16 protein-coding genes and 1 pseudogene are annotated in these 22,601 nt (G+C 68.2%); 5 read left to right on the top strand and 12 right to left on the bottom strand.

Annotation, left to right across the window (positions count from 1 at the left end; translation table 11 throughout):
- Positions 1 to 28: 28 nt before the first annotated feature.
- From ACFVDO_RS13115 to ACFVDO_RS13065, 11 genes and pseudogenes are all read right to left on the bottom strand, one after another.
- Entirely contained in the window at positions 29 to 4,765 is a 4,737-nt protein-coding gene (locus ACFVDO_RS13115; protein ID WP_378857733.1) for an ExeM/NucH family extracellular endonuclease, read from the bottom strand.
- Between the two features lie 79 nt (positions 4,766 to 4,844).
- A complete protein-coding gene (locus ACFVDO_RS13110) occupies positions 4,845 to 5,651 on the bottom strand; it encodes an SURF1 family protein (protein WP_378857734.1) in 807 nt (268 codons plus the stop codon).
- On the bottom strand, positions 5,648 to 6,766 hold the full coding sequence (locus tag ACFVDO_RS13105; RefSeq protein ID WP_378857804.1) for a GuaB3 family IMP dehydrogenase-related protein: 1,119 nt from the start codon (positions 6,764 to 6,766) through the stop codon (positions 5,648 to 5,650). Before ACFVDO_RS13105 ends, ACFVDO_RS13110 begins: the two co-directional genes overlap by 4 nt.
- A gap of 35 nt (positions 6,767 to 6,801) precedes the next feature.
- Positions 6,802 to 8,490, bottom strand: a complete 1,689-nt coding sequence (locus tag ACFVDO_RS13100; protein WP_378857735.1) for an ABC-F family ATP-binding cassette domain-containing protein — start codon at positions 8,488 to 8,490, stop codon at positions 6,802 to 6,804.
- A gap of 59 nt (positions 8,491 to 8,549) precedes the next feature.
- Positions 8,550 to 9,989, bottom strand: coding sequence for a pyridoxal phosphate-dependent decarboxylase family protein (locus ACFVDO_RS13095; RefSeq protein ID WP_378857736.1), 1,440 nt, complete (start codon positions 9,987 to 9,989; stop codon positions 8,550 to 8,552).
- Between the two features lie 148 nt (positions 9,990 to 10,137).
- Complete coding sequence (locus ACFVDO_RS13090) at positions 10,138 to 11,490, bottom strand: MFS transporter (RefSeq protein ID WP_378857737.1); 1,353 nt, start codon at positions 11,488 to 11,490, stop codon at positions 10,138 to 10,140.
- A gap of 30 nt (positions 11,491 to 11,520) precedes the next feature.
- Positions 11,521 to 11,791 (bottom strand): annotated as a pseudogene (locus ACFVDO_RS13085) (DUF2277 domain-containing protein).
- A 10-nt stretch (positions 11,792 to 11,801) separates the two neighbouring features.
- On the bottom strand, positions 11,802 to 13,109 hold the full coding sequence (locus tag ACFVDO_RS13080; protein ID WP_378857738.1) for a type IV secretory system conjugative DNA transfer family protein: 1,308 nt from the start codon (positions 13,107 to 13,109) through the stop codon (positions 11,802 to 11,804).
- Between the two features lie 2 nt (positions 13,110 to 13,111).
- Entirely contained in the window at positions 13,112 to 13,915 is an 804-nt protein-coding gene (locus ACFVDO_RS13075; protein WP_378857739.1) for a hypothetical protein, read from the bottom strand.
- 2 nt (positions 13,916 to 13,917) lie between these two features.
- Entirely contained in the window at positions 13,918 to 14,535 is a 618-nt protein-coding gene (locus ACFVDO_RS13070; protein ID WP_378857740.1) for a hypothetical protein, read from the bottom strand.
- 1 nt (position 14,536) lies between these two features.
- On the bottom strand, positions 14,537 to 15,334 hold the full coding sequence (locus ACFVDO_RS13065) for a hypothetical protein (protein WP_378857741.1): 798 nt from the start codon (positions 15,332 to 15,334) through the stop codon (positions 14,537 to 14,539).
- Between the two features lie 377 nt (positions 15,335 to 15,711).
- Here ACFVDO_RS13065 and ACFVDO_RS13060 point away from each other — a divergent pair, with 377 nt between their 5' ends.
- Positions 15,712 to 16,671 (top strand): hypothetical protein, encoded by a 960-nt coding sequence (locus ACFVDO_RS13060; protein ID WP_378857742.1) that lies wholly within the window; start codon positions 15,712 to 15,714, stop codon positions 16,669 to 16,671.
- A 52-nt stretch (positions 16,672 to 16,723) separates the two neighbouring features.
- Here ACFVDO_RS13060 and guaB read toward each other — a convergent pair whose 3' ends face one another.
- Positions 16,724 to 18,226 (bottom strand): IMP dehydrogenase, encoded by a 1,503-nt coding sequence (guaB, locus tag ACFVDO_RS13055; protein ID WP_378857743.1) that lies wholly within the window; start codon positions 18,224 to 18,226, stop codon positions 16,724 to 16,726.
- A gap of 283 nt (positions 18,227 to 18,509) precedes the next feature.
- Here guaB and ACFVDO_RS13050 point away from each other — a divergent pair, with 283 nt between their 5' ends.
- From ACFVDO_RS13050 to ACFVDO_RS13035, 4 genes are read left to right on the top strand one after another with little or no spacing between them, the layout of a single operon-like run.
- Complete coding sequence (locus tag ACFVDO_RS13050) at positions 18,510 to 19,808, top strand: branched-chain amino acid ABC transporter permease (protein ID WP_378857805.1); 1,299 nt, start codon at positions 18,510 to 18,512, stop codon at positions 19,806 to 19,808.
- 2 nt (positions 19,809 to 19,810) lie between these two features.
- Positions 19,811 to 20,788, top strand: coding sequence for a branched-chain amino acid ABC transporter permease (locus tag ACFVDO_RS13045; RefSeq protein WP_378857744.1), 978 nt, complete (start codon positions 19,811 to 19,813; stop codon positions 20,786 to 20,788).
- A 37-nt stretch (positions 20,789 to 20,825) separates the two neighbouring features.
- Complete coding sequence (locus ACFVDO_RS13040; RefSeq protein ID WP_378857806.1) at positions 20,826 to 21,791, top strand: ABC transporter ATP-binding protein; 966 nt, start codon at positions 20,826 to 20,828, stop codon at positions 21,789 to 21,791.
- Positions 21,788 to 22,564 (top strand): ABC transporter ATP-binding protein, encoded by a 777-nt coding sequence (locus ACFVDO_RS13035; RefSeq protein ID WP_378857745.1) that lies wholly within the window; start codon positions 21,788 to 21,790, stop codon positions 22,562 to 22,564. Before ACFVDO_RS13040 ends, ACFVDO_RS13035 begins: the two co-directional genes overlap by 4 nt.
- The last annotated feature ends 37 nt before the right edge of the window (positions 22,565 to 22,601 follow it).

Raw genomic sequence — 22,601 nt, 5'->3', positions numbered from 1 at the left:
TCACCCCGACGGCCCTGCTTCACAGTGCTCAGCCGAACAGCCCCCTCAGGAAGTCCAGCAGCGAGTCGACGATGTCGCGGATGACTCCGCCGATGCCGCCGCTGTTGCCGCCCGCACGATTCACGTGCACGGTGGCCGTGGCGGCGTCGCCGTCGGCCTGTGCGACCGCAAGGGTGTACTTGCCCGGCTGGGTGCTCTTCGGCACCGTCACCGAGGCGGAGAACGCCCCCTTGCCGTCTGCCTTCACGGTTCCGAGCGAGACGATCTCGCCCTTCTTGCCGCGCAGCTCGACGGTCACGGTCTCTCCGGCCTCGAACCCGGCACCGGTGATCGCCAGCTTCTTGCCCGCGGCCACCTTGCCGTCACCGACGTCGATCTTGCCGTCGAACACCGGCGGCTGGCCGCCGTCCTCTGCGAAGGTGATCGGCAGGTGTGCGGTGGTGCCGGTGCCCGCCACGCTCACGGTCAGCAGCTGGGCCCCGTGGGCCCCCTCCGGAACCGTGAACGTGAGGGTCGAGCGGCCGACCTCGTCGCCGGCGTCGATCACCGTCGGGTCGACCGTGCCGGTCGCGAGGACGGCATCGCCCAACGAGAGGCTGACCTCACCCGGTGCCTGCTCGCCCGCGCTGAACGCCAGCGACGAGAGCGCCACGGTGACCTGGTCGCCGGCCTTGTAGCCGCCCTCGGGCGCGCCCGGCGTGATCGTCGCGCCGACGGCGCGCTGCTTCAGGTCGGGGGTTGCGGTCTTGTTCGCCGAGAACCAGTCCACCATCGACTGCAGGTCGACCTTGCCGGTGTCCTTCTTGTTCACTCCCTTGGCGAGGGTGAAGAAGTTGTCACCGCCGGCAGCGAGGAACGAGTTCGCCGCCACCAGGTAGGACTTCGCCGGGTCGATGGCGGTGCCGTTGAGCGTCATCGAGGTGATGCGCGCGCCGACCGCCGCGGCCGGGTCGTAGGTGTACTCGAAGCCCTGCGAGACGCCCAGCTTCAGGAACGGACGGCTCGCGCCGGCCGGCTGCCACTGCTCCTCCAGCACGCTCTTCAGCTGCGCACCGGTGAGCTCGAGCGTCACCAGGGTGTTGGCGAACGGCTGCACCGTCGCCGCCTCGCGGTACGTCAGGTTGCCATCGGGGTCGGTGGCTCCGCTCGACGCGTACGTGAGGTTGGTGCGGATGCCGCCCGGGTTCATCAGCGCGATCTCCGCACCGGTGGACCACTGCTGCACGTCGGCGACGAAGTTGCCGATCGTCGACTCGCCACCGCGGTTCTCGGTCTTGCCGTCGCTCTGACGTGCCCGGTTGAAGTCCGCTGTGATGTCGCCGACCTTCTCGGCGCCGATCACGTCGGCCTCCTTCTTGGCGGCGTCCACGATGGACTGCACCTCGGGCACAGCCGGGTACAGCGGCTTGCCCGCAGAGGTGAGCGGCTTGATCTCGTTCGAGATCGAGAGCAGCTCGTGGCTCTTCGGGTCGACCTTCAGGTTCATCAGACCGAAGTTCTCGCCGTACTGCCCCGCCGAGACGACCGGACGGCCGTCGATGACGTGGTTGTAGGCCAGGTGCGTGTGCGCCGAGACGATCGCGTCGACGTTCTTGTCCACGCCGTAGACGATCTTGCCCAGCGCCGAGTCGGGCGTGATGCTCGACACGTCGGTGGTCGTGGCGCCCTCGTGCACGAGCAGGATGACGACATCGGCCTCACCGTTGGCGGGGTCGCCGTCGGTGAGCGCGTCGGCGGCCTTGTTCACGGATGCCGCGATGTCGCGCACGTCGAGGTCCTTGATGCCCTCGGGCGAGACGAGAGAGTCGAGCTCTTCCGTCACAGCGCCGACGAAGCCGACCTTGACCCCGTCGACGTCCTTGACCCAGCTCGGAGCCAGTGCGGTCTTGTCGGTGCCCTTCAGGAACACGTTGGAGTTGATGTACTCCCAGTCGGCCCGCTGCTGGATGCGATCGCGCAGATCCTCCCAGCCCTGGTCGAACTCGTGGTTGCCCGTCGCGCTGACGTCGAGACCGGCGGCGTTCAGCGCGTCGATCGTGGGGTTGTCGTCCAGGATGAACGAGGTGAACGTCGAGGCGCCCACCAGGTCGCCGGCCGCGGCGAACACCGTGTTGGGGTTCGCGTCACGCACCTGCTTGATCGCACCGGCGAGGACGGCTGCGCCGCCTGCCGCGCCGTCGGCCTCGATGCGACCGTGGAAGTCGTTGATCGTGGCGATGTCGATGCTGATCGGCGGCTGCGTGGCGGACACGCCCACGACGATCGGGTCGTGGTCGCTGGACCGGTACGGGGTGCCGGACTCGGCGGCGCCGAACGCGTAGCCGCGGTCGCTCCACTCCGGGGAGTTGATGCCCCAGACGCCCGCGCCTGTGATGGATGCCGCCACCGACGGCGACGCGATCACGTGGTCGAGCGAACCGAGCTCACCGTCGAACGAGTAGGTGTACTGGCCGTCGGTCGTGTCGGCCACCAGGTCGGACCAGCCGGCCGAGGTGAACACGTCGATCGGGTCCTCCTCGCTGTACGCGTTGAAGTCGCCGACCAGGAACACGTCGTCGCTTCCGGAGGTCTTCTGCACGTCGCCCGCGAGCGCGAGCACCGACTTCGCCTGCTTCACGCGGTCGGCGTTGAAGAAGCCCTGTCCGTCGGCCGGCTCCTTGGTGCCGTCCTTCGGGTCGGACTTCGACTTGAAGTGGTTCGCGATGACGCTGAACGAACGGCCGTCGGCCTCGAAGGTCTGCGCGATCGGCTCTCGGGCGTTGCCCCACACCGTCTCGTCGGAGACAGTCACCGCGTCGCCGACCGTCTTGACCGCGGCCTTCCGGTAGATGATCGCGCTGGTGATGTAGTCGGTCGTAGCCGCGTTCTGCAGCGCGGCCGGTGTGGGCACGTAGCCCCACACGTCGGAGCCGGCGGCGGCGTTCAGGCCGGAGACCAGGTCCTTCAGCGCGGAGTCGACGGGGTTGCCCAGCTTGACCGAGTTCTCGATCTCCATGAGCGTGACGACGTCTGCATCCAGTCCGTTGATCGCCGAGACGATCTTCGACTTCTGGATCGCGAACTGCGCGGCATCCTTCGCGCCGCGCGCATTGGAGTTCTCGCTGCTCAGGGTCGTGAAGTAGTTGTACACGTTGAACGAGGCGACCTTGAAGTCGCCGCCGACGGCAGGCGGGGCCGTCGTGCGCGGGTTCTCGTCGTTGAACGTGACCTTGTACGACGCGTCGCTGGAGTCGTCGATCGGCACGACCGGCTGCAGGCGCCAGTCGTCGAAGCCGTACTGCAGCACGTAGCCGTGCTCGGAGAAGTTCACCGTGTCGCCGTTGCGCACGACGGTGCCCTTCGTGAAGTACGGCTGGTCGCCGGGGTGCGCGGCGTTCGTGACCTGGGTCGACCATCCGTCGTCGAGAAGGATGCGGCTGGCGCGGTTCGCCGCGGCGATCGCGTCGGCCTCGGCGCCGGGGCGCTTCGCCTCGGTGCTCTTGACGTTCAGCTCGTTCGGGTTCAGCCACAGCGCGCCGAAGTTGTAGAGCTGGTGGCTGGAGGCCAGGGCGTAGCTGCCGGTCGGCGCCACGAGCATGTTCTCGTAGGCCTCGCGTGCGCCGCCGACGGCGGCTGCGGGCAGCGGTGTGGCGGCCGGGACGCCGACGCCGGCGGTGACCAGCGAGACGCCGGCCTCGGATGCCGGGTTGATCTGCGTCTGGCCGAAGTACTCGCTGACGGGGCCGGTGACCGAGACCAGGTCACCGATCTTCACGCCGGACGCCTTGAGTGCATTCAGGTACACGAAGACGCCGTCGGATGCTCCGGGCGTGGCATCCGTCGCGCCGCCCGAGCCCTGCGTCTGGATGCTGATGCCCTTGTAGCCGCCGGTGCGGTAGTCACCGGTGACGACGCCCTCGACGGTGACGGTCTGCCCGTCCATCGCGGCCTTGTCGGCGGTGCCCTGCACCTCGGCGATCGTCGCCTTCACCGGGTCGGTGCCTGGTTCGGGGTCGGTGCCCGGGTCGGTCTGCCCGCCGGAGTTCTGCGGCGTGATCGTCGCCGAGAGCGAGAAGTCCTTGCTGTTGTCGTCGGTGTCGGCGCCGCCGATGCGGTTCAGCGACTTGACGTCGGTGTTGCCCGTCGGTGCCTTCGCGACGGCGGTCTCGAACGTGTTCGAGGTGCCGTAGCCGAGCAGGTCCACGACGTCGCCGCCCACGACCGATCCGGTCGGCAGCGACACGGCGCTCGTGCCCTTCACCAGGGCGAGCGTGCCGGTGGTGCCGCTGGGGTTGAGGCTGCCGGTGGCGTCCGGCGTCGGCAGTGCGGTGCCGTTGGCACCGTTGCTGCCGCCCTGAACCAGGTAGTAGCCCTTCGCGGGGATCGACCCCGTGAGCGGCACGACGCCGTTGGCGGCGCCCGTACCGGTCGCGGAGCGGTACTGCAGCGACATCCCGCTGAGCGAGACGGCCGCGGACGTCGGGTTGTAGAGCTCGACGAACTTGTTGACGAACGCCGCGCCGGCGCTGCCACCGGACAGGTAGGCCTCGTTGATGACCACCCCCTTTCCGGTGCTGTCGGCGAAAGCGGGTGTCGCGGCGATCGAGCCGAAGCTCAGAGCGACCGCGGCAGTGGTCACGAGCGCGCAGGTGCGCACCCTTCTGCGCGCGACGGGAACCTCGCGGTTCCCATCATCGGGGGCGGACATCATCGGTGCTGTCTCCTCGGGTCGGGCGGCGGATCTCGTGGAGCCGCCGATCGCGTGCGCCGGGCTGCGCACGCACATGATCAGACCCTATGACCCAGCTGGGACATTCCTCAACGGCGTTCGCCGTTCGGTCACCGAATCGTCACCTGACGAGCGGTCAGGACGCCCCGGTGTTCGAGCGGTCCTCGAACTCCTCGACCTCGCGCTCCCAGGCATCCTTCGCGAGCCGGTACCAGAGGTAGAACGCGAAACCGGCGAAGATCGCCCACTCGATCGCGTAGAAGATGTTCAGCCAGTTCACCGATGACCGCTCGTCCGGTGCGGGCGACGAGATGTCGGCCAGCCCGGAGGGGGCCTCCGTCGAGGCCAGATACGGGCGGTAGACGTTCAGCTGGTCGACGTCGTGCCACCGACTGAGCAGCGCGGCAGGCGACATCCGGTTCAGATCGAACGGATCCCGGGTGACGACCGGTCCCTCGTCGGAGATGACTCGACCGACGATCTCGGCCTGCTCCGCTCCTCGCGAGGCCAAGGCGGATGCCGCGGCATCGGCCTTCTCGAGGGTCGGCGCGAACCCGATCGCGACCGCGATGGAGGTGCGCTCGGCGACGCGCAGCTGGCCGGTGACCCAGTAACCGGCGACGCCGTCGTTGAAGCGGCCGGAGACGACGATGAAGTCTTCCGGCACCCAGGTGCCGCTCGTGGTGACCTTCTGCCCGACCAGCGGCTCGGCGAGGTACTCGCCGGGCTCGACCACATCGGTCAGCGGCTGCACCTTCTCGGTCATCCCCGGCTCGGGCGGCGCGGTGTCGATCGCGCGACCGAGCTGCCACTGCCCCAGCCAGGCGAAGACGCCGGCGACGACGAGGCAGAGCGCGAGCATGCCCAGCCAGCGCCCGCGCAGCATCACCTCCCGCAGCGTGGGAGGGAAGTCCTGCGCTGCAGTTGTCGAGCCCGGAGTCATCCGGCCTCGTAGGGCGCCAGCACGACCTCGACCCGCTGGAACTCCTTCAGGTCGGAGTAGCCCGTGGTGGCCATGGATTTGCGCAGCGCGCCGATGAGGTTCGCGGTGCCGTCGGCGACCGGAGCCGGCCCGTACAGCACCTCCTCCAGCGTGGCGACGCCGGGAACCGGCACGCGACGACCGCGGGGCAGCTGCGGGTGGTGCGCCTCGGCACCCCAGTGGAAGCCGCGGCCCGGTGCATCCGTGGCGCGCGCGAGGGCGACGCCGAGCATGACGGCGTCGGCACCCGTCGCGAGAGCCTTGACGATGTCGCCCGATGTGCCGACTCCACCGTCGGCGATCACGTGCACGTAGCGGCCGCCGGACTCGTCGAGGTAGTCGCGACGCGCGGCCGCGACGTCCGAGACGGCCGTCGCCATCGGAGCGTGGATGCCGAGGGTGGCGCGCGTGGTGGATGCCGCTCCCCCGCCGAAGCCGACCAGCACGCCGGCCGCTCCTGTGCGCATCAGGTGCAGCGCCGCGGTGTAGGTGGCGGCGCCGCCGACGATGACCGGCACATCGAGGTCGTAGATGAACTTCTTCAGGTTCAACGGCTCGGCGACGCTTGAGACGTGCTCGGCCGACACCGTGGTGCCGCGGATCACGAACAGATCGACGCCGGCCTCGACGACGGTCTGGTAGAGCTCCTGGGTGCGCTGCGGCGTGAGCGAACCGGCGACGGTGACACCTGCCTCGCGGATCTCGGCCAGGCGCGACTTGATCAGCTCGGGCTTGATCGGCTCGGAGTACAGCTCCTGCATCCGCACCGTGGCGCGCTCATCGGAGAGACCGGCGATCTCGGCGAGCAGCGGCTCGGGGTTCTCGTACCGGGTCCACAGGCCCTCGAGGTCGAGCACGCCGAGACCGCCGAGGCGCCCCAGCATGATCGCGGTCTGCGGGCTGACGACGGAGTCCATCGGCGCGCCGATGACCGGGATGTCGAACGAGAACGCGTCGATGGTCCACGCCGTCGAGACGTCCTCCGGGTTCCGCGTGCGTCGCGAGGGAACCACCGCGATGTCGTCGAACGTGTATGCGCGACGAGCGCGCTTGCCTCGGCCGATCTCGAAGTCCATGCTCACCCCTTCAGACTACCCGGGTTGCTCGAAGCTCATCGGGCGCGCGCCACGCGGCGCTCGTCCCACACCGGAGCATCCGACTCGTAGACACCGCCGTCCTCGCCGAACACGAGGAACCGGTCGAAGGAGCGCGCGAACCAGCGGTCGTGCGTGACGGCGACGACGGTGCCCTCGAACCGCGCGATCGCGTCCTCCAGAGCCTCGGCCGATTCCAGGTCGAGGTTGTCGGTCGGCTCGTCGAGCAGCAGCAGTGTCGCGCCCGAGAGCTCGAGCAGCAGCACCTGGAAGCGCGCCTGCTGCCCGCCGGAGAGCTGCGCGAACTCCTGCTGCGCCTGGCGCACCAGGCCGTAGCGGTCCAGCGCCGAGCTCGCCGCGTCGCGCGGCATCCCGGCCCGGCGGTCGTCGCCCCGGTGCAGGATCTCGAGCAGCGTGCGGCCGGCGAACTCCGGATGCGCGTGCGTCTGCGCGAACAGCCCTGGGACCACGCGCGCGCCCAGCACGGCAGTGCCGGTGTGCGCGACCTCCTCGAGCCGCTCCCCCGCCCCGGTGAGGTGACCGAGCGTCGGGTCGGGGTCGCTTCCGCCGCGGGCCAGCAGCCGCAGGAAGTGCGACTTGCCCGACCCGTTCGACCCCAGCACGGCGACGCGGTCGCCGAACCAGATCTCCGAGTCGAACGGACGCATCAGTCCGGTGAGCTCGAGCCCGGTGCAGACGATGGCACGCTTGCCGGTGCGGGATCCCCGCAGCCGCATGTCGAACTCCTGCGCGGGCGGGCGCTCCTCAGGAGGACCCGCCTCCTCGAACTTGCGCAGCCGTGTCTGCGCAGCCCGGTACCGAGAGGCGAAGCCGTCGTTCGCCTCCGCCTTGACCTTGAGGTTCGCGACCAGCGTCTTCAGCTTCTCGTGCTGCTCATCCCAGCGCCGGCGCAGCTCGTCGAGCCGGTCCATGCGGTCGATGCGCGCCTGGTGGTACGTGCGGAATCCGCCGCCGTGCACCCAGGCCGTCGCGCCGGCGCCGCCGGGCTCGAGCGTGACGATGCGGTCGGCCGCGCGGGCCAGCAGCTCCCGGTCGTGCGACACCAGCAGCACGGTCTTCGGCGTCTCCCGCAGCCGTTCCTCCAGCCAGCGCTTGCCCGGCACGTCGAGGTAGTTGTCCGGCTCGTCGAGCAGCAGCACCTCGTCGGGTCCGCGAAGTAGCGCCTCCAGCGCGAGCCGCTTCTGCTCGCCGCCGGAGAGCGTGGAGAGGTCGCGGTAGCGGGCGCGCTCGAAGGGCACGCCGAGGGCCGCCACGGTGCACTGGTCCCACACCGTCTCGTGCTCGTAGCCGCCGGCATCCGCGTATTCGGCGAGCGCCGTCGCGTACCGCATCTGGGTGCGCTCTGTGTCGTCCTCGATCAGGGCGTTCTCGGCATTCTCGAGCGCCTCGGCGGCCTGCCTGATGCGCGCGGGCGCGACCCCGATCAGCAGGTCGTGCACGGTCTGCCCCTCGCGGCCGTGGCCGACGAACTGGTCCATCACGCCAAGCGATCCGTCGATCGTCACGACGCCGTCATCGGCGGCGAGATCGCCGCGGATGATGCGCAGGATGGTGGATTTGCCGGCCCCGTTCGGGCCGATCAGGGCGCTGGTCGAGCCCGCGCCGACGCGGAACGTCGCCTCGTCGAGCAGGGGGCGGCCGTCGGGCAGGGTGAATGAGACGCCGGCGACGTCGATGTATCCCACGGTGGTGGTCCTTCCGCCCGCCGCATCCATCGCGAAGGCGAGCCGACCAGACTATCAGGTCAGCGGGGCTCGGACATCCTCGCGAGCAGCTCAGTCAGCAGCGCCTCGGCGACCGGGTCGGGCAGCTCCTCGATCAGCGCCATGAGCGTCGACATCGGCTGATCGGGCTTCACGCTGCCCGCGCCCGCGAGGCGCAGCAGGCGCCATGACGCCTCGGGGCCCGGCACCCGGTCCGCGCCGTAGCCCAGCATCCGCACCGCCCCGGCGAGCAGGCGCCCGTCAGCCGGTCCACGCCCGCGCACCGCGTCGGCCGCTGCGGCCAGTGCCCGGCGGAACTCGGGCAGATTCCGCTCCAGCACCGGCGTCAGTGTGAGATGCGCGCTGCGGGGCAGCTTCGATCCGTCCGCCTGCACGAACCCGGGCTGATGCTGGATCTTCCAGCCGTGCTGCGCCAGCTGATCGGCGAGCCGGTGCGGGTCGACGCGGTCGGGAGCGGGCACCGATGAATCGGCGATCAGCGCGATCGCGGGTCCGACAGGATCCCCCATGACGGTCAGCCCTCGGACACCTTGGACCTCGGCGCGGATGCCACGGGCGACGCGCGCGATGGACGCCGTGAGCTCGGCGAATCCGGCATCGCCCAACCGCTGCACGATCGCCCACGCGGCGGCCAGCGGCGAGGCCGACTTCGACCCGAGCAGAGTCGGGTTCACGACCGGATACCCCGGCCAGCGCGTCGTCGCGAAGAACTGCGCGCGATGCTGGCGCCGGCCGCGATGCAGCAGCACCGAGACCCCCTTCGGCGCGTAGCCGAACTTGTGCAGGTCGGCCGAGATGCTGGTCACGCCGGGCAGACGGAAGTCCCACACCGGGACATCCGGCCACCACGGCAGCACGAGACCGCCGAAGCAGGCGTCGACATGACAGCGGATGCCGCGCGCCTTCGCCGCGGCGGCCACCGGCCGGATCGGGTCGAGCGCCCCGCTGGGATAGGCCGGCGCCGAGACCACGACCAGCGCGACATCGTCGCCCATCCGAGCGATCAGGTCATCGGGGTCGACGGTTCCGTCCGGTCGGCAGGGCAGGGCGTCGAAGTCCAGATCGAACATCCGCGCCGCCTTCTGGAACGCCGCGTGCGCGGTCGCCGGTGCGAGCAGCCGGGGGCGACCGGTGCCGCCCTCCGCCCGCCAGAGGTCGCGCGCGGTCTTCACCGCGAGCAGGCAGCTCTCCGTGCCGCCGCTGGTCACCGATCCGACCACGTCGCGGCCGCCGTGCACGGCGTGCCGCACGAAACCGATCACGTCGCGCTCCATCGCGGCGATCGACGGGAACACCGTCGGGTCGAGTCCGTTGACGGGGCGGGCCAGCGAAGCCGCGGCATCCGCGAGCTCGTCCAGCTCGGGCATCCCCGAGTCGTAGACGTACGCGAGCACGTGTCCGCCCTGCGTGGGCGCGTCGCCGGCGCGCAGTTCGCGCAGCCGGTCCAGGATGCCGGTCATGCCGCCGTCCCCTGGACGCGTGCGCCGGCGCCAGCGTGGGCGTCACCGTGAACAGGAGAACGACCGAGAACAGGATCCACCCGCCGCACACATCCTGTCCTCGCGACACGTCCTGTCCTCGAGCGAACGGCCGCCCCCAGGATGCCGGTCATGCCGCTGTCCCCACGATGTCGTGCTCGCGCAGGCGGTAGCGCGCGAGCGTGACCAGGCTGAGCACCATGAGCACGGCGGGCAGCGCGCTGAACGCGACCGCGATGCCGGCCACCGCGGCCTCGGGCTGCTCGACGACGACGCCGGCGGCCGATTCCACGTAGCCGGTGAGGGCGAGCACGATCGACAGCACCGTCGCGCCGAGGGCCATACCCGTTGTCTCGCCCGCGGTCCACACCCCGCTGAAGACACCGGAGCGGTTCTCCCCGCCGCTGGCGGATCGGTCGTGCGCGATCACGTCGGGCAGCATCGCCATCGGCAGGGTCTGCATGCCGGCGTACGCGGCACCGGCGAGCGCGACCGGCGCGAGGATCCACCAACCCGGCACCCACACCATGATCATCAGCACGAGCGTCGCGAGCAGGAACACCAGGCTCGCGAGGCGGAACGCGCGCTCCTTGCCCGTGCGGTCGGCGACGATCTTCCACACCGGCGCCATCAGCAGCGCAGGAGCGATCAGGGCGACGAACAGGGGCGTCACCGCTCCTTCGTCATGCAGCACCCATCGCGCCACGAACTGCGCCGCGGCCAGCATGAGGCCGGTCGCCAGCCCCTGCAGCATGAACGTCAGCAGCAGCACGCGGAACGGCTGACTCTGCCGCAGCACCCGGATGCCGTCACGGTAGTGCGTGCCGATCGTGGCGCCCGGTGCCACCGGCAGCGCAGGCCGGCGCGGCGCGACGGTCGACGAGATCAGCATCCCGATGCCGAGCACGATGCCGGCGACGATCGCCATCACCAGGTAGCCGAGCAGCTCGTCATCGGGGAACATACCGCGCAGCTCAGGGCCTCCAGCGCCGAACAGCAGGATGGCCAGAGTGAGCACCATCACCCGCCAGGTCAGCAGGCGGGTGCGCTCGCGGTAGTCGTCGGTGAGCTCGGCGGGCAGAGCGATGTACGGCACCTGGAACAGGCTGAAGCAGGTGGCTGCGAGCACGAACGCGACGAACACCCACAGCGCCGCCGGCAGCGGCCCGAAGGATGCCGGCACGGCGAAGGTGAGCACGAACGCGAGAGGCAGTCCGATGCCGCCGAGCAGCATGAACCAGCGCCGGGTGCCCGTGCGCGCGTAGGAGCGGTCGCTGAGCCCGCCGATCACCGGGTCGATCAGCACGTCCCAGACTTTCGCGGCGGTGACGATGACACCCGCGGCGAGTGCGGTCACCCCCAGCGAGTCGGTCAGGTAGTAGACCAGGACGAGTCCGGGCAGCGTGGCGAAGCCACCGGTTCCGAGTGAGCCGATCGCGTAGCGCGCGACCTGACCGCGAGTGAGTGACGACGCTGACCCCATGCGCTCAGCCTACTGAGCGCCGGATGCCTCTCAGGCCGCGTAGCGCCCCGAGGCGATGGCCCTGGCTCGCTTCTTCTCCGCCTCCTCCTCGCGGTTCTTCGGCGGGGTGCTGGCCACGAGGTCGTCGAGCAGATGCTGCGTGATGTGCGCGATCTCGGCCACCGCGTGGTCGAAGGCCTCCTGGCTTGGACGGCTTGGTGGTGCCCGCGATCTTGCGCACGTACTGCAGGGCGGCGGCGTGCACCTCGTCAGAGGTGGCGGCCGGTTCGAAGTTGTGGAGAGTGTGGATGCTGCGGCACATACCGGTCACGCTACGCCGCACCACCGACGCGCCGAAAGGTGAACCTCACGGGCGGAGCATCGGGGATCGCCGCGACACACGTGCCAACAGGGAGGGACGAGAGATCCCAGTCCTCGACGACGTACCCATCCGCGACCTCCTCCCTCATCCCGTTACTGCGCACGACGGAGTCGAAGCGAGTGAGTTTGCGATTGTGCCCGAACCGATCGCGCACGAACTCCCGGGAGTCGCCGTCGTACAGCCGGAACGCGAACACCGTCCCGAACGCCGACAACACCGATGCCGCGAGATGCTCGCCGTACATCTGCCGAACTTGCCCGACGTTCTGCGTACCCACGACGAATCGTAGACCGAGAGAGCGACCGAAGTTCAAGCCGTTAGACAGGTGAGTCAGCTCGGGGAGTAGGGCGAACTCGTCTAGGACGAAGAAGATCCTTCCCGCCGCCCGCGTGCGGGACATCGCCTCCTTCATCGCGACATCCAGCATCGCCTTGTACACCGGCGCGAGCATCGAACCCGCGGCAATGTCGTATTCCAGGAACAGCGCATGTCCCGCCTTGGCGCGCACGAACCGCCGGATCGAGAAGTCACCGGCGCGGCCGAAAGACGAGCGGAAGGACTCCTGGATGACCTGTTGCATGAACGCGATCGTGGCCGCCGCGGAGTTGCTCCCCTCCTTCGCGATGTAGTTCCGCGCTCCGCGCAGGTCCTCGTTGCCTGGACGGTCCAGCAGCTGTTGCATCTCTGGGATATTCATCCCGCCGAGCACCGCCCGGATGTCGTGATTCGTGCGCACCGCGGATTCGCGCAGCATCGCCGTGATCAGCGCGACGAACAGGTCGCGTGCCGCGTTCGCGAAGTAGGCATTGTCACCCGCCCGTTCGATGAGACCTGCGAACAGCCCATTGCACAGTTCATAGATCTCGTCGTCGACCTGGCCCCCGTCGGGAAGGGCGCGGAACTCCTCGAACAAGTTCCACGTGACCTCTCCCGGATACCGCCCCGGCGCGCCCGAGGCGATCACCGCGTCGCCGTCTCTGCCGAACCGCTCCCAGTAGTCGCCCTTGGTATCGAAGAACACTAGGACGTCGTCCGCCGACGTCGATGCGCGGATAGAGTCCACAAGTGCCGTCATGCCGACGGTCTTCCCCGTGCCGATGCCGCCGATGTACAGGACGTGCCGCCCGAGTGCGGCATCGTCGAAACCGACCGAGGTGCCGCCGGCACCGTGTACGCCGACGACAGGATCGGGCGGCCCCAGATAGCTGGTCGCATCGCGCAGCGCACTGCCGCTGACGACCTCTTCGGAGAACCCCACTGTCAAGTGTCCGGATCGAGGTCGGAGTCCGCGTCGTCCTGCGGCCCCGGAGCGGGTGCAGGCTCTGACTTCGACTCGGACGCCGGCGCAGGCTCAGCGGCGGTACCCGAGTCAAGCGCCGCGTGCGCGGCCCCCTCAGCTTCATTCTGTTCCGAAGCGGATGCCACTTCCTCCGTCGGATCCGTCGATTCGACTTCCATCGACGTGGCCTCTGGTTGGTCACCCAGCTCTGGTTCCCCTCCATGGGCGTCGTTCGCCTCGGAGGTTGACGGAGTATCTCCTTCGCCGGTTGCGGCGACATCGTGCGGACCGGCGGTCAGGTCGCTGTTGTCTTCAGCTGGCTCCTCAGCAACGTCTCGACTGCTTGCGTTCGCGATCTCCCCAGCAGCATCGGGATCAGAAACAGAGCTGACTTCCTCGTCGTCGCGCGCGGCCTCGCCGACTTCGCTTTCCGCGTCGGGCTGCGACGTCAGATCTCCTTCCGATCGTCCTCGATCCTGAGCAGTACCTCCGTCGATCCCGGATTGCGCTGCCCCTGTCGCAACCCCCTCTGCTGTCGGCAATGATGCCGGATCTACGCCGGGATCGGGCGGAGATGCGCCTGATTGGGTGCCACCCTCCTGACGGTCGAGCGCCTCAGAGATCTCGTCATGCCGCTTCATCGTATTCGTGAACGAGCTGACGAGATTCTGCGGTGGCTTGAAATCTGCTCCGGTCACCTGCTGCGCAGGTGTTGCGATTCCGCTCACGGCGATCCCGACGACTGCGGCCGTGTTGACGGTGGTTCTCTTCAGCCCTTCGAACACGATCAGGCCACCGGTTCGATGCTCGCGCTGCCGGATTCCACGATCGCCGTGACGAATCCGAGCACTTCGTCCATGAACAGCGAGTCGAAAGAGCGTCCGCTCGCAGCCTCTGCCCGTGCCACGACTTCACGATCCTCCGGATCGGCAAGCGCACTGGACATGACGACAGCAGCCATCTCCCGCAGCGTCGACGTCCCGTCAATCTGGGCGAACAGCCGCATTCCGAACTCGGAGAGATTGAAGTGCGCACCGTCGGCAGTCTCGAACGTGAAGCCCATTTCGTCGGCCGCCGCCAGTGTGACCGGAGTGCGGGGGACCACGACAACGTCAAGATCGCTGGGTGTCGAATGCGGGCCGACAATCCACGCGCCGCCGGCCCCTCCGAGCGCCGCGAGGAATCCTCCCTGCTCCGCAGACAGTCCGTCTGCGATCTCTGTGGGGACGAGCGACGATACGAATGCAAACCATTCCTCGTCGAGCTCGAATCCCTCCAGCCTCATGTCAGAACGGTGCTCGATGGTGAGGTTGCCGCCTGCTCCGTTCGGATGCGCGAACAGCGTGCCCAGACGGATAACCCGTGCTCCATCCGCGAGTGCTCGCAGCAATGCCTCGTCCGGCATCTCAGTACTGTCCCGCCATGGCGCCCCGCGCCTGCACGTCGAGGATCAGGGTGCCTGCCTCGTAGGAGACGCGGTCGACATTCTGCGGGGGCGCGAACCCCTCGGCGTCGGTCGCACGGAACACACCGAGCTCGCGGATCGCGACCCAGGCCAGCAACGCGAGTCCGAGGAAGAGGCCGAAGACAACGATCAGCAACAGGAGCACGAGCAGGGCCGGGAGATCCAACTGCTGCGCGAGCGTGTGCGATTTGTCGGGACCAAGCACCCGTATCTCGGTGCGGGGTTTGCGGAACACGATCGCCACGACAACCCCGATCACCAGCGACGCAATCCCGAACGGGATCATCGCGAACTGCAGGAACTGCAACGGGTTGGTCGACCCGTAGTACGCGGCGGACGCCGTTCCCGCCCCGATCGTGAGGCCGAGAATCAGCAACAGCAGGAAGTTCAACGCCGACCCGACGACCGCGACCAGCCCCAGCGCGTCGTAGCCAGTGTGCCGGCCGACCTCGATCCCCTCGATCTTGTCGATCCGGAACTCCTTGGCATGCGTGGACGAGGAAGATAGCGTCTTCGCTTCTGCGGCGTAGACCAGCCGCGAGTCCGTCACGAACAGATAGCTCGCCAGGCGCCCCATCGGCCGCTGCACGCCTGCGAGGGGGAAGGTGCCGACGACCGTTTCGTTAGGCAGTAGACGAAACGGATACTGCATCGAACCGGTTTCCGGTACCGGCGCGGCGTCCCTCACTGTGGCGGCGTCGGCGGGTTCCGCTGTGTTCGGCGTCTCCGGTGTGAACATCGCTCAGCTCTCTCCTCCGTCGAATGGCACCCTGCTTCCCCACGGACCGCCATGTCCGGCGACCCTATCAAACGCTCGCGACGACTCTCATCTCAGCGCGTCCACGGCCCCTGCTATCGTCGCCCAGGGGAGGACAGATGAACGGTGAGGACGATCGAAGCAGCAGCCTGCTGGACGGGAAGGGCGCGAGTACTGACTTAGGAGCTGCCCGTCCGTCCTTGCTGAATATCCCCGTGGCCCCGGGAACTTCGCCTCGCCCGTCGCTCCTGGGGCAGACGGACGGACCCGCAGCCCCGGCCCCCACCGCCCGAGACCGTTCGTTCCTCGCCGACCACCCGCTGCCACCGCGAGCCCCGCTGACGCCGGAGCGTAAGAAGTTGCTCAAGCGCGCCGGCATCATCGGCGGTAGCGTCCTCGTCGGCATCATCGTCGCCGTCATCGGGGTCGGCATCCTGAACGCCGCACGCACACCGGACGTTACCGCAGAGATGTATCTGACTGCCCTCTCGCAGGGCCGTGCGAACACAGCCAGCACGATGGTCGCTCCCGGGGTGCCCACGGGGCAACAGGCACTGCTCTCCGATGAAGGCCTGGCCGCCGCCGATCACCGCATCAAAATCGAATCCGTCAAAACCGTGTCGGAGAGCGATCAGGGCGCCACCGTCGATGCGACCGTTCTCCTCGACGGCGCACGGTTCACGCACTCGCTCTCTTTGGAGCGTGGCGACAATGAGTTTCTTCTTCTGAAGACGTGGCGGGTCTCCTCGCCGTGGATCGTGCCGATCGGCATCACGACTACGGTGAGCAACACGGCCGTGATGGGGCACGTCGAGATCCCCGTCACACCGGGCCGGGATGCACCGGAAGGCCTCTCCCCCTTATACGTCTACCCCGGTGTGTACACCTTCACGACAGCGCCCAATGATTACTTCGAAGCCGAACCGGTGACTGTTATCGCGGCAGAGCCCACCGAGGCCGTCATCGAGATCGCCGAGAGCCCTACCGCGTCACTTAGCGCACTGGTTCTCAAGAGCGCCACCAACCGAGTCACAGCCTGCGCCACCGTGCCTACGAACCTCGACGAGGAATGCCCATATGCGCTGCGACAGAAGGACCTCGCCTCGATGAAGGTGACCGCCGAGCCCACGACCGTTGAGATCCGCCCTGATGGAGCGTTCCAGACCGGTACGGCCACGATCCGTGTTCAGCGGGACACCTCATTCGGGTTCACGCCACCGCCCAGTGACGTCGCGTTCACCGTAACCGGAACAGTCGAATTCTCGGATGTCGGTGACCCTAAGGTCACGATAACCGGAGCATCCAACGGCTACTGGTGAACAGAGAAGGGCGGATGCTGCGCAGCATCCGCCCTTCCATATGTCCCGGCGCCTACTTCTTGTAGTTGGGGGCCTCTACGACGATCTGCACGTCGTGCGGGTGCGACTCCTTCAGGCCCGCCGCGGTGATCCGCACGAACTTCCCACGGGTCTTGAGCTCCTCGATGGTGCGCGCGCCGACGTAGAACATCGACTGACGCAGGCCGCCGATCAGCTGGTAGGCCACCGCCGACACCGGGCCGCGGTACGGCACCTGACCCTCGATGCCCTCGGGGATGAGCTTGTCATCGCTGGGGACATCGGCCTGGAAGTAGCGGTCCTTCGAGTACGAGGTCTGCTTTCCGCGGGTCTGCATCGCACCCAGCGAGCCCATGCCGCGGTACTGCTTGAACTGCTTGCCCGCCTGGAAGACGATCTCGCCCGGCGACTCGTCCGTGCCGGCCAGCAGCGAGCCCAGCATCACGGCGTCCGCACCGGCGACCAGCGCCTTGGCGATGTCGCCGGAGTACTGCAGACCGCCGTCGGCGATCACGGGCACGCCCGCCGGACGGGCCGCGAGGGATGCCTCGTACACCGCGGTGACCTGTGGCACGCCGACGCCGGCGACCACGCGGGTGGTGCAGATCGAGCCGGGGCCGACGCCCACCTTGACGGCGTCGACACCCGCGTCGATGAGCGCCTGGGCGCCCTCACGGGTCGCCACGTTGCCGCCGATGACGTCGATGTGCGCGAACGTCGGGTCGGCCTTCAGGCGCTGGACCAGGTCGATGACGCCCTGGGACTGACCGTTCGCGGTGTCGACCACGAGCACGTCCACGCCTGCGTCGCGCAGCGCCTCGGCGCGCTCCCATGCGTCGCCGAAGAAGCCGATCGCCGCGCCGACGCGCAGGCGCCCCTGCTCGTCCTTGGTGGCCAGCGGGTACTTCTCGCTCTTGTCGAAGTCCTTGATGGTGATCAGGCCGGCCAGCTTGCCGTTCTCGTCGATCAGGGGCAGCTTCTCGACACGGTGCTTCGCGAACAGCGCGATGACCTCACCCGCGGCCACGCCGACCTTGGCGGTGACGAGGTTCTCGCTGGTCATCACGTCCTTGACCAGCGTGGTCTGACGCTCGAAGCCCGAGACGAAGCGCATGTCGCGGTTGGTGATGATGCCGATCAGGCGCCCGTCCGCGTCGACCACGGGCAGGCCCGAGATGCGGTACTTGGCGCACAGCGCGTCGACCTCTTCGACCGTGGCGTCCGCCGTCGTGGTGATCGGGTCGGTGATCATTCCCGACTCGCTGCGCTTGACGCGGTCGACGTCGGCGGCCTGGTCGGCGATCGAGAGGTTGCGGTGCAGGATGCCGATGCCGCCCTCACGGGCGATGGCGATCGCCATGCGCGCCTCGGTCACGGTGTCCATCGCGCTGGAGAGCAGCGGGGTGGCCACAGAGATGCGACGCGTGACCCGCGACGAGGTGTCGGCCTCGCTCGGGATGACGTCGGTATGCCCTGGAAGCAGCAGTACGTCGTCGTAGGTGAGTCCGACGAAACCGAACGGGTCGTGCTGCTCCATGAATGGCTCCTCTGCGCCGGTGGCGCGGTCGATGGCTGATGCGCGTGGACGACGGTGGCCCGGCGGGACACGCCCACCTATACAGATTCTAAGCGCGCGCGGCTGTGCAGTATTCCAGGTTGGTTCCAGCTTCGTCGCTCAAGGTGCGCCCACCGGCATCCGCGGGTTACGCTCAGTGCGACGTCCGTCACCCGAGCGGCGCCGCAGCCTGCTCGGACGCTCTCGATGTGGAGGCCCTGTGGGACTCAGAACCCCGGCGCTGAGCCGACCCCGGCGCGGGTTCATGGCGCTGCTGGCGATCCTGGCAGCACTCATGCTCGCGATACTGATCACTCCTCCGGCGCACGCCGCCCCCGGCGATGACCAGGAGAAGACCGACTTCTACTTCGGCGGGGTGATCACGAACAAGGACGAACCGGTGGCCGGCGTCGTGATCGGCGTCGAGGGCGACGGCTTCACCGCCGAGACCAAGACGGATGCCGACGGCAAGTGGCGCCTCTACGTGCCGAAGAAGGCGAAGTACACCCTCATCGTCGACGAGGACACCCTGCCGAAGGGCGTGATCATCGATCCCGCCCAGCTCCCCGAGGGCATCAAAGCCGTGCAGGGCAAGACGGGTGAGTTCGAGGCCGAGTTCGGCCTCACCGGCACGAAGATCGTGAACCTCTTCCTCGGCGCCGGGGAGAGACAGACCACGTCGTTCCTCGACCAGCTGATCAACCGGACGATCGGCGGCATCAACTTCGGTCTGCTGCTCGGTCTCGCTTCGATGGGCGCCGCGCTGATCTACGGCACCACGCGGCTGTCGAACTTCGCACACGGCGAGATGGTCACCTGGGGCGGCGTCGCGGTCGTCATCGTGACCTCGTTCCTGCATCTGCCGCTCTGGCTCGGTATCGTCGTCGCGATCGCGGCAGGCGGCCTGCTCGGCTGGGTACTGGATGCCGGACTCTGGCGGCCGCTGCGCAAACGCGGCCTCGGTGTCGTCCAGCTCATGATCGTCAGCATCGGTCTCTCGCTCGCGCTGCGGTACGCGCTGCAGTACATCATCGGCGGTGAGACCTACCAGCTGCCCGGCGCGAGCCCGGCTCCGATGACGTTCGGGCCCATCTCGCTCTCGTGGATCGACATGGTCGGCATGGGCATCAGCCTCGCGGTCATCCTCGGCATGGCGCTGTTCCTCACCCGCACCCGGGTCGGCAAGGCCACCAGGGCCATCTCCGACAACCCCCAGCTGGCAGCGGCATCCGGCATCGACGTCGACAAGGTGATCCGCATCACCTGGATCATCGCCGGCGTGCTGGCTGCGATCTCCGGCATCCTGTGGGCGTACTTCCGCCCCGGCGTGAAGTGGGACATGGGCATGCAGATGCTGTTGCTGATGTTCTGCGCGATCACCCTCGGCGGGCTCGGCTCCGCCATGGGCGCCCTGATCGGATCGCTCATCGTCGGCATCGCAGTCGAGATCTCGACCCTGTGGATCCCGACCGACCTCAAGTACGCCAGCGCCCTCGTCGCGCTCATCGTCGTCCTGCTGGTGCGCCCGCAAGGACTCTTCGGCCGCAAGGAAAGGCTGGGCTGACCATGGACTTCGGAACCATCTTCGGCAATACCGCCGCGTACCTGCTCAGCCCCGTCACGATCGCCTATGCACTCGCCGCCACCGGCCTCGCCGTGCACTTCGGCTACGCCGGCCTGCTGAACTTCGGCATGGCGGGATTCATGGCCGTCGGCGCCTACGGCTACGCGATCTCGATCCTCAGCTTCGGCGCCCCCTGGTGGGTGGGCATGCTCGTGGGTCTGCTCGGCGGTGCCCTGTTCGCTCTGCTCCTCGGCATCCCGACCCTGCGACTGCGCGCCGACTACCTGGCCATCGCGACCATCGCAGCCGCCGAGATCGTGCGCCTGATGTTCCTCACCGAACTGTTCCAGAAGTGGACCAACGGTGCGGGCGGCCTGAGCGGCTACAACGGCGGATTCCGCGACATCAACCCGTTCCCCCCTGGCCAGTACGGCTTCGGCCCGTGGACCTTCAACGAGGTCGGCCTGTGGAACCGCGTGTTCGGCATCGGCATGCTCGCGATCGCGATCCTGCTGGTGTGGGCTCTGATGCGCAGCCCGTGGGGCCGTGTGCTCAAGGGCATCCGTGAGGACGAGGACGCCGTCCGCTCGCTGGGCAAGAACGTGTTCGCCTACAAGATGCAGGCGCTCGTGGTCGGCGGCGTGATCGGCGCCCTCGGCGGGATCGTGTTCGTGCTGCCCAGCGCCGTCGTGCCCGGCAGTTACTCCACGTCGCTGACCTTCTTCCTGTGGACGATCCTGCTGCTCGGAGGTGCGGCCACCGTGTTCGGCCCGACCCTCGGCGCCGTGCTGTTCTGGATGGTGTTCGCGTTCCTGGGCAACCTGCTGCCGCAACTCGCGTCGGCGGGACTGCTGCCGATGAGCAGCGCGCAGGCCGACGTGGTGCGCTACATCCTGGTGGGCATCGTGCTGATGCTCATCGTGATCTTCCGCCCGCAGGGCATCCTCGGAGACAAGAGGGAGATGACCTTTGTCAAGTGACAACAACCCGGTCGAGGGGGCGCCCACGACCGGCAGCATCCGTCGCCCGAAGACCACGGGGCTCACCAAGGGGCCAGCGGCCCCCGGTGTCGCCAAGGTCGATCCGATCCTCGTCGCGGATGCCGTGCAGCGGCGCTTCGGCGGACTCGTGGCCGTCGACGTGGATCACCTCGAGATCCCCCGCGGCGCGATCACGGCGCTGATCGGCCCGAACGGCGCCGGCAAGACGACGCTGTTCAACCTGCTGTGCGGATTCGACAAGCCGAACACCGGAACCTGGTCGTTCGACGGGAAGAACCTGGCCGGCGTCCCGTCGTTCAAGGTCGCCCGGATGGGTCAGGTGCGCACCTTCCAGCTGACCAAGTCGCTGTCGCTGCTGACCGTGCTCGAGAACATGAAGCTCGGCGCACCCGGTCAGAAGGGCGAGCGGTTCTGGTCGAGCCTGTTCCCCGGCGCCTGGCGCAAGCAGGAGAAGGAGATCGAGGCCCGCGCCCGCGATCTGCTCGCCCGGTTCAAGCTCGACGCCAAGGAGAAGGACTTCGCGGCATCCCTGTCGGGCGGCCAGCGCAAGCTGCTCGAGATGGCGCGCGCGCTGATGAGCGATCCGACGCTGGTCATGCTGGACGAGCCGATGGCCGGTGTGAACCCGGCGCTGACGCAGTCGCTGCTGGACCACATCCTCGATCTGAAGGACCGCGGCATGACCGTGCTCTTCGTCGAGCACGACATGCACATGGTTCGGCACATCGCCGACTGGGTGGTCGTGATGGCCGAGGGACGCGTGGTGGCCGAGGGACCGCCGGACGAGGTCATGGAGGACCCGGCCGTGGTCGACGCCTATCTGGGCGCGCACCAGGACGTCGACCTGGGTGTCGTGACCGGCCGCCTCACCGTGGTCGACCAGGAGTCCGCCGAGCGGGCCATGCGGCTGCGCGAGAAGATCGAGACCGAGGCGGAGGCCGAGATCGAGGCCGAGGACACCGCCGACGAGGAGAAGTCATGACGGACGCCACCGGACCCGCATTCGAGTCGGCGAAGGACGATCGGAAGGTCATCGTCGAGCTGGCCGACGTGCACGCCGGCTACCTGCCCGGCGTGAACATCCTGAATGGCGCGAGTCTGATCGCCCGCGAGGGCGAGCTGATCGGCATCATCGGACCGAACGGCGCCGGCAAGTCGACGCTGCTGAAGTCGATCTTCGGCATGGTTCACGTGCGCTCCGGCGACATCACCGTGAACGGCGAGAGCATCGTCGGGCTGAAGGCCGACAAGCTCGTCAAGCGCGGTGTCGCCTTCGTGCCGCAGACGAACAACGTGTTCCCCTCGCTCTCGATCGCCGAGAACCTGCAGATGGGGCTCTACCAGAACCCCAAGATCTACAACGAACGGCTGGAGTTCGTCACCGGCATCTTCGCCGAGCTGGGCAAGCGCCTGAATCAGCGCGCCGGATCGCTCTCCGGCGGCGAGCGGCAGATGGTCGCGATGTCGCGTGCGCTGATGATGGACCCGTCGGTGCTGCTGCTGGACGAGCCGTCGGCTGGCCTCTCCCCCGTGCGCCAGGACGACGCCTTCATCCGTGTCTCGGACATCAACAAGGCAGGGGTCACGACCATCATGGTCGAGCAGAACGCACGCCGCTGCCTGCAGATCTGCGACCGCGGCTACGTGCTCGACCAGGGCCGCGACGCCTACGAGGGCACCGGACGCGACCTGCTGAACGACCCGAAGGTGATCGGCCTGTATCTGGGCACGCTCGGCCAGGAGGACGCCGCCTGACTCGCAGCCTCCCCGGCTCCTGAGCGAGCGAAGCGAG

Source organism: Microbacterium sp. NPDC057741, assembly GCF_042798735.1.
GTDB lineage: Bacteria > Actinomycetota > Actinomycetes > Actinomycetales > Microbacteriaceae > Microbacterium.
Note: the sequence above shows the minus strand (reverse complement) of the source record. Positions and strands in the feature narration are given on the sequence as shown.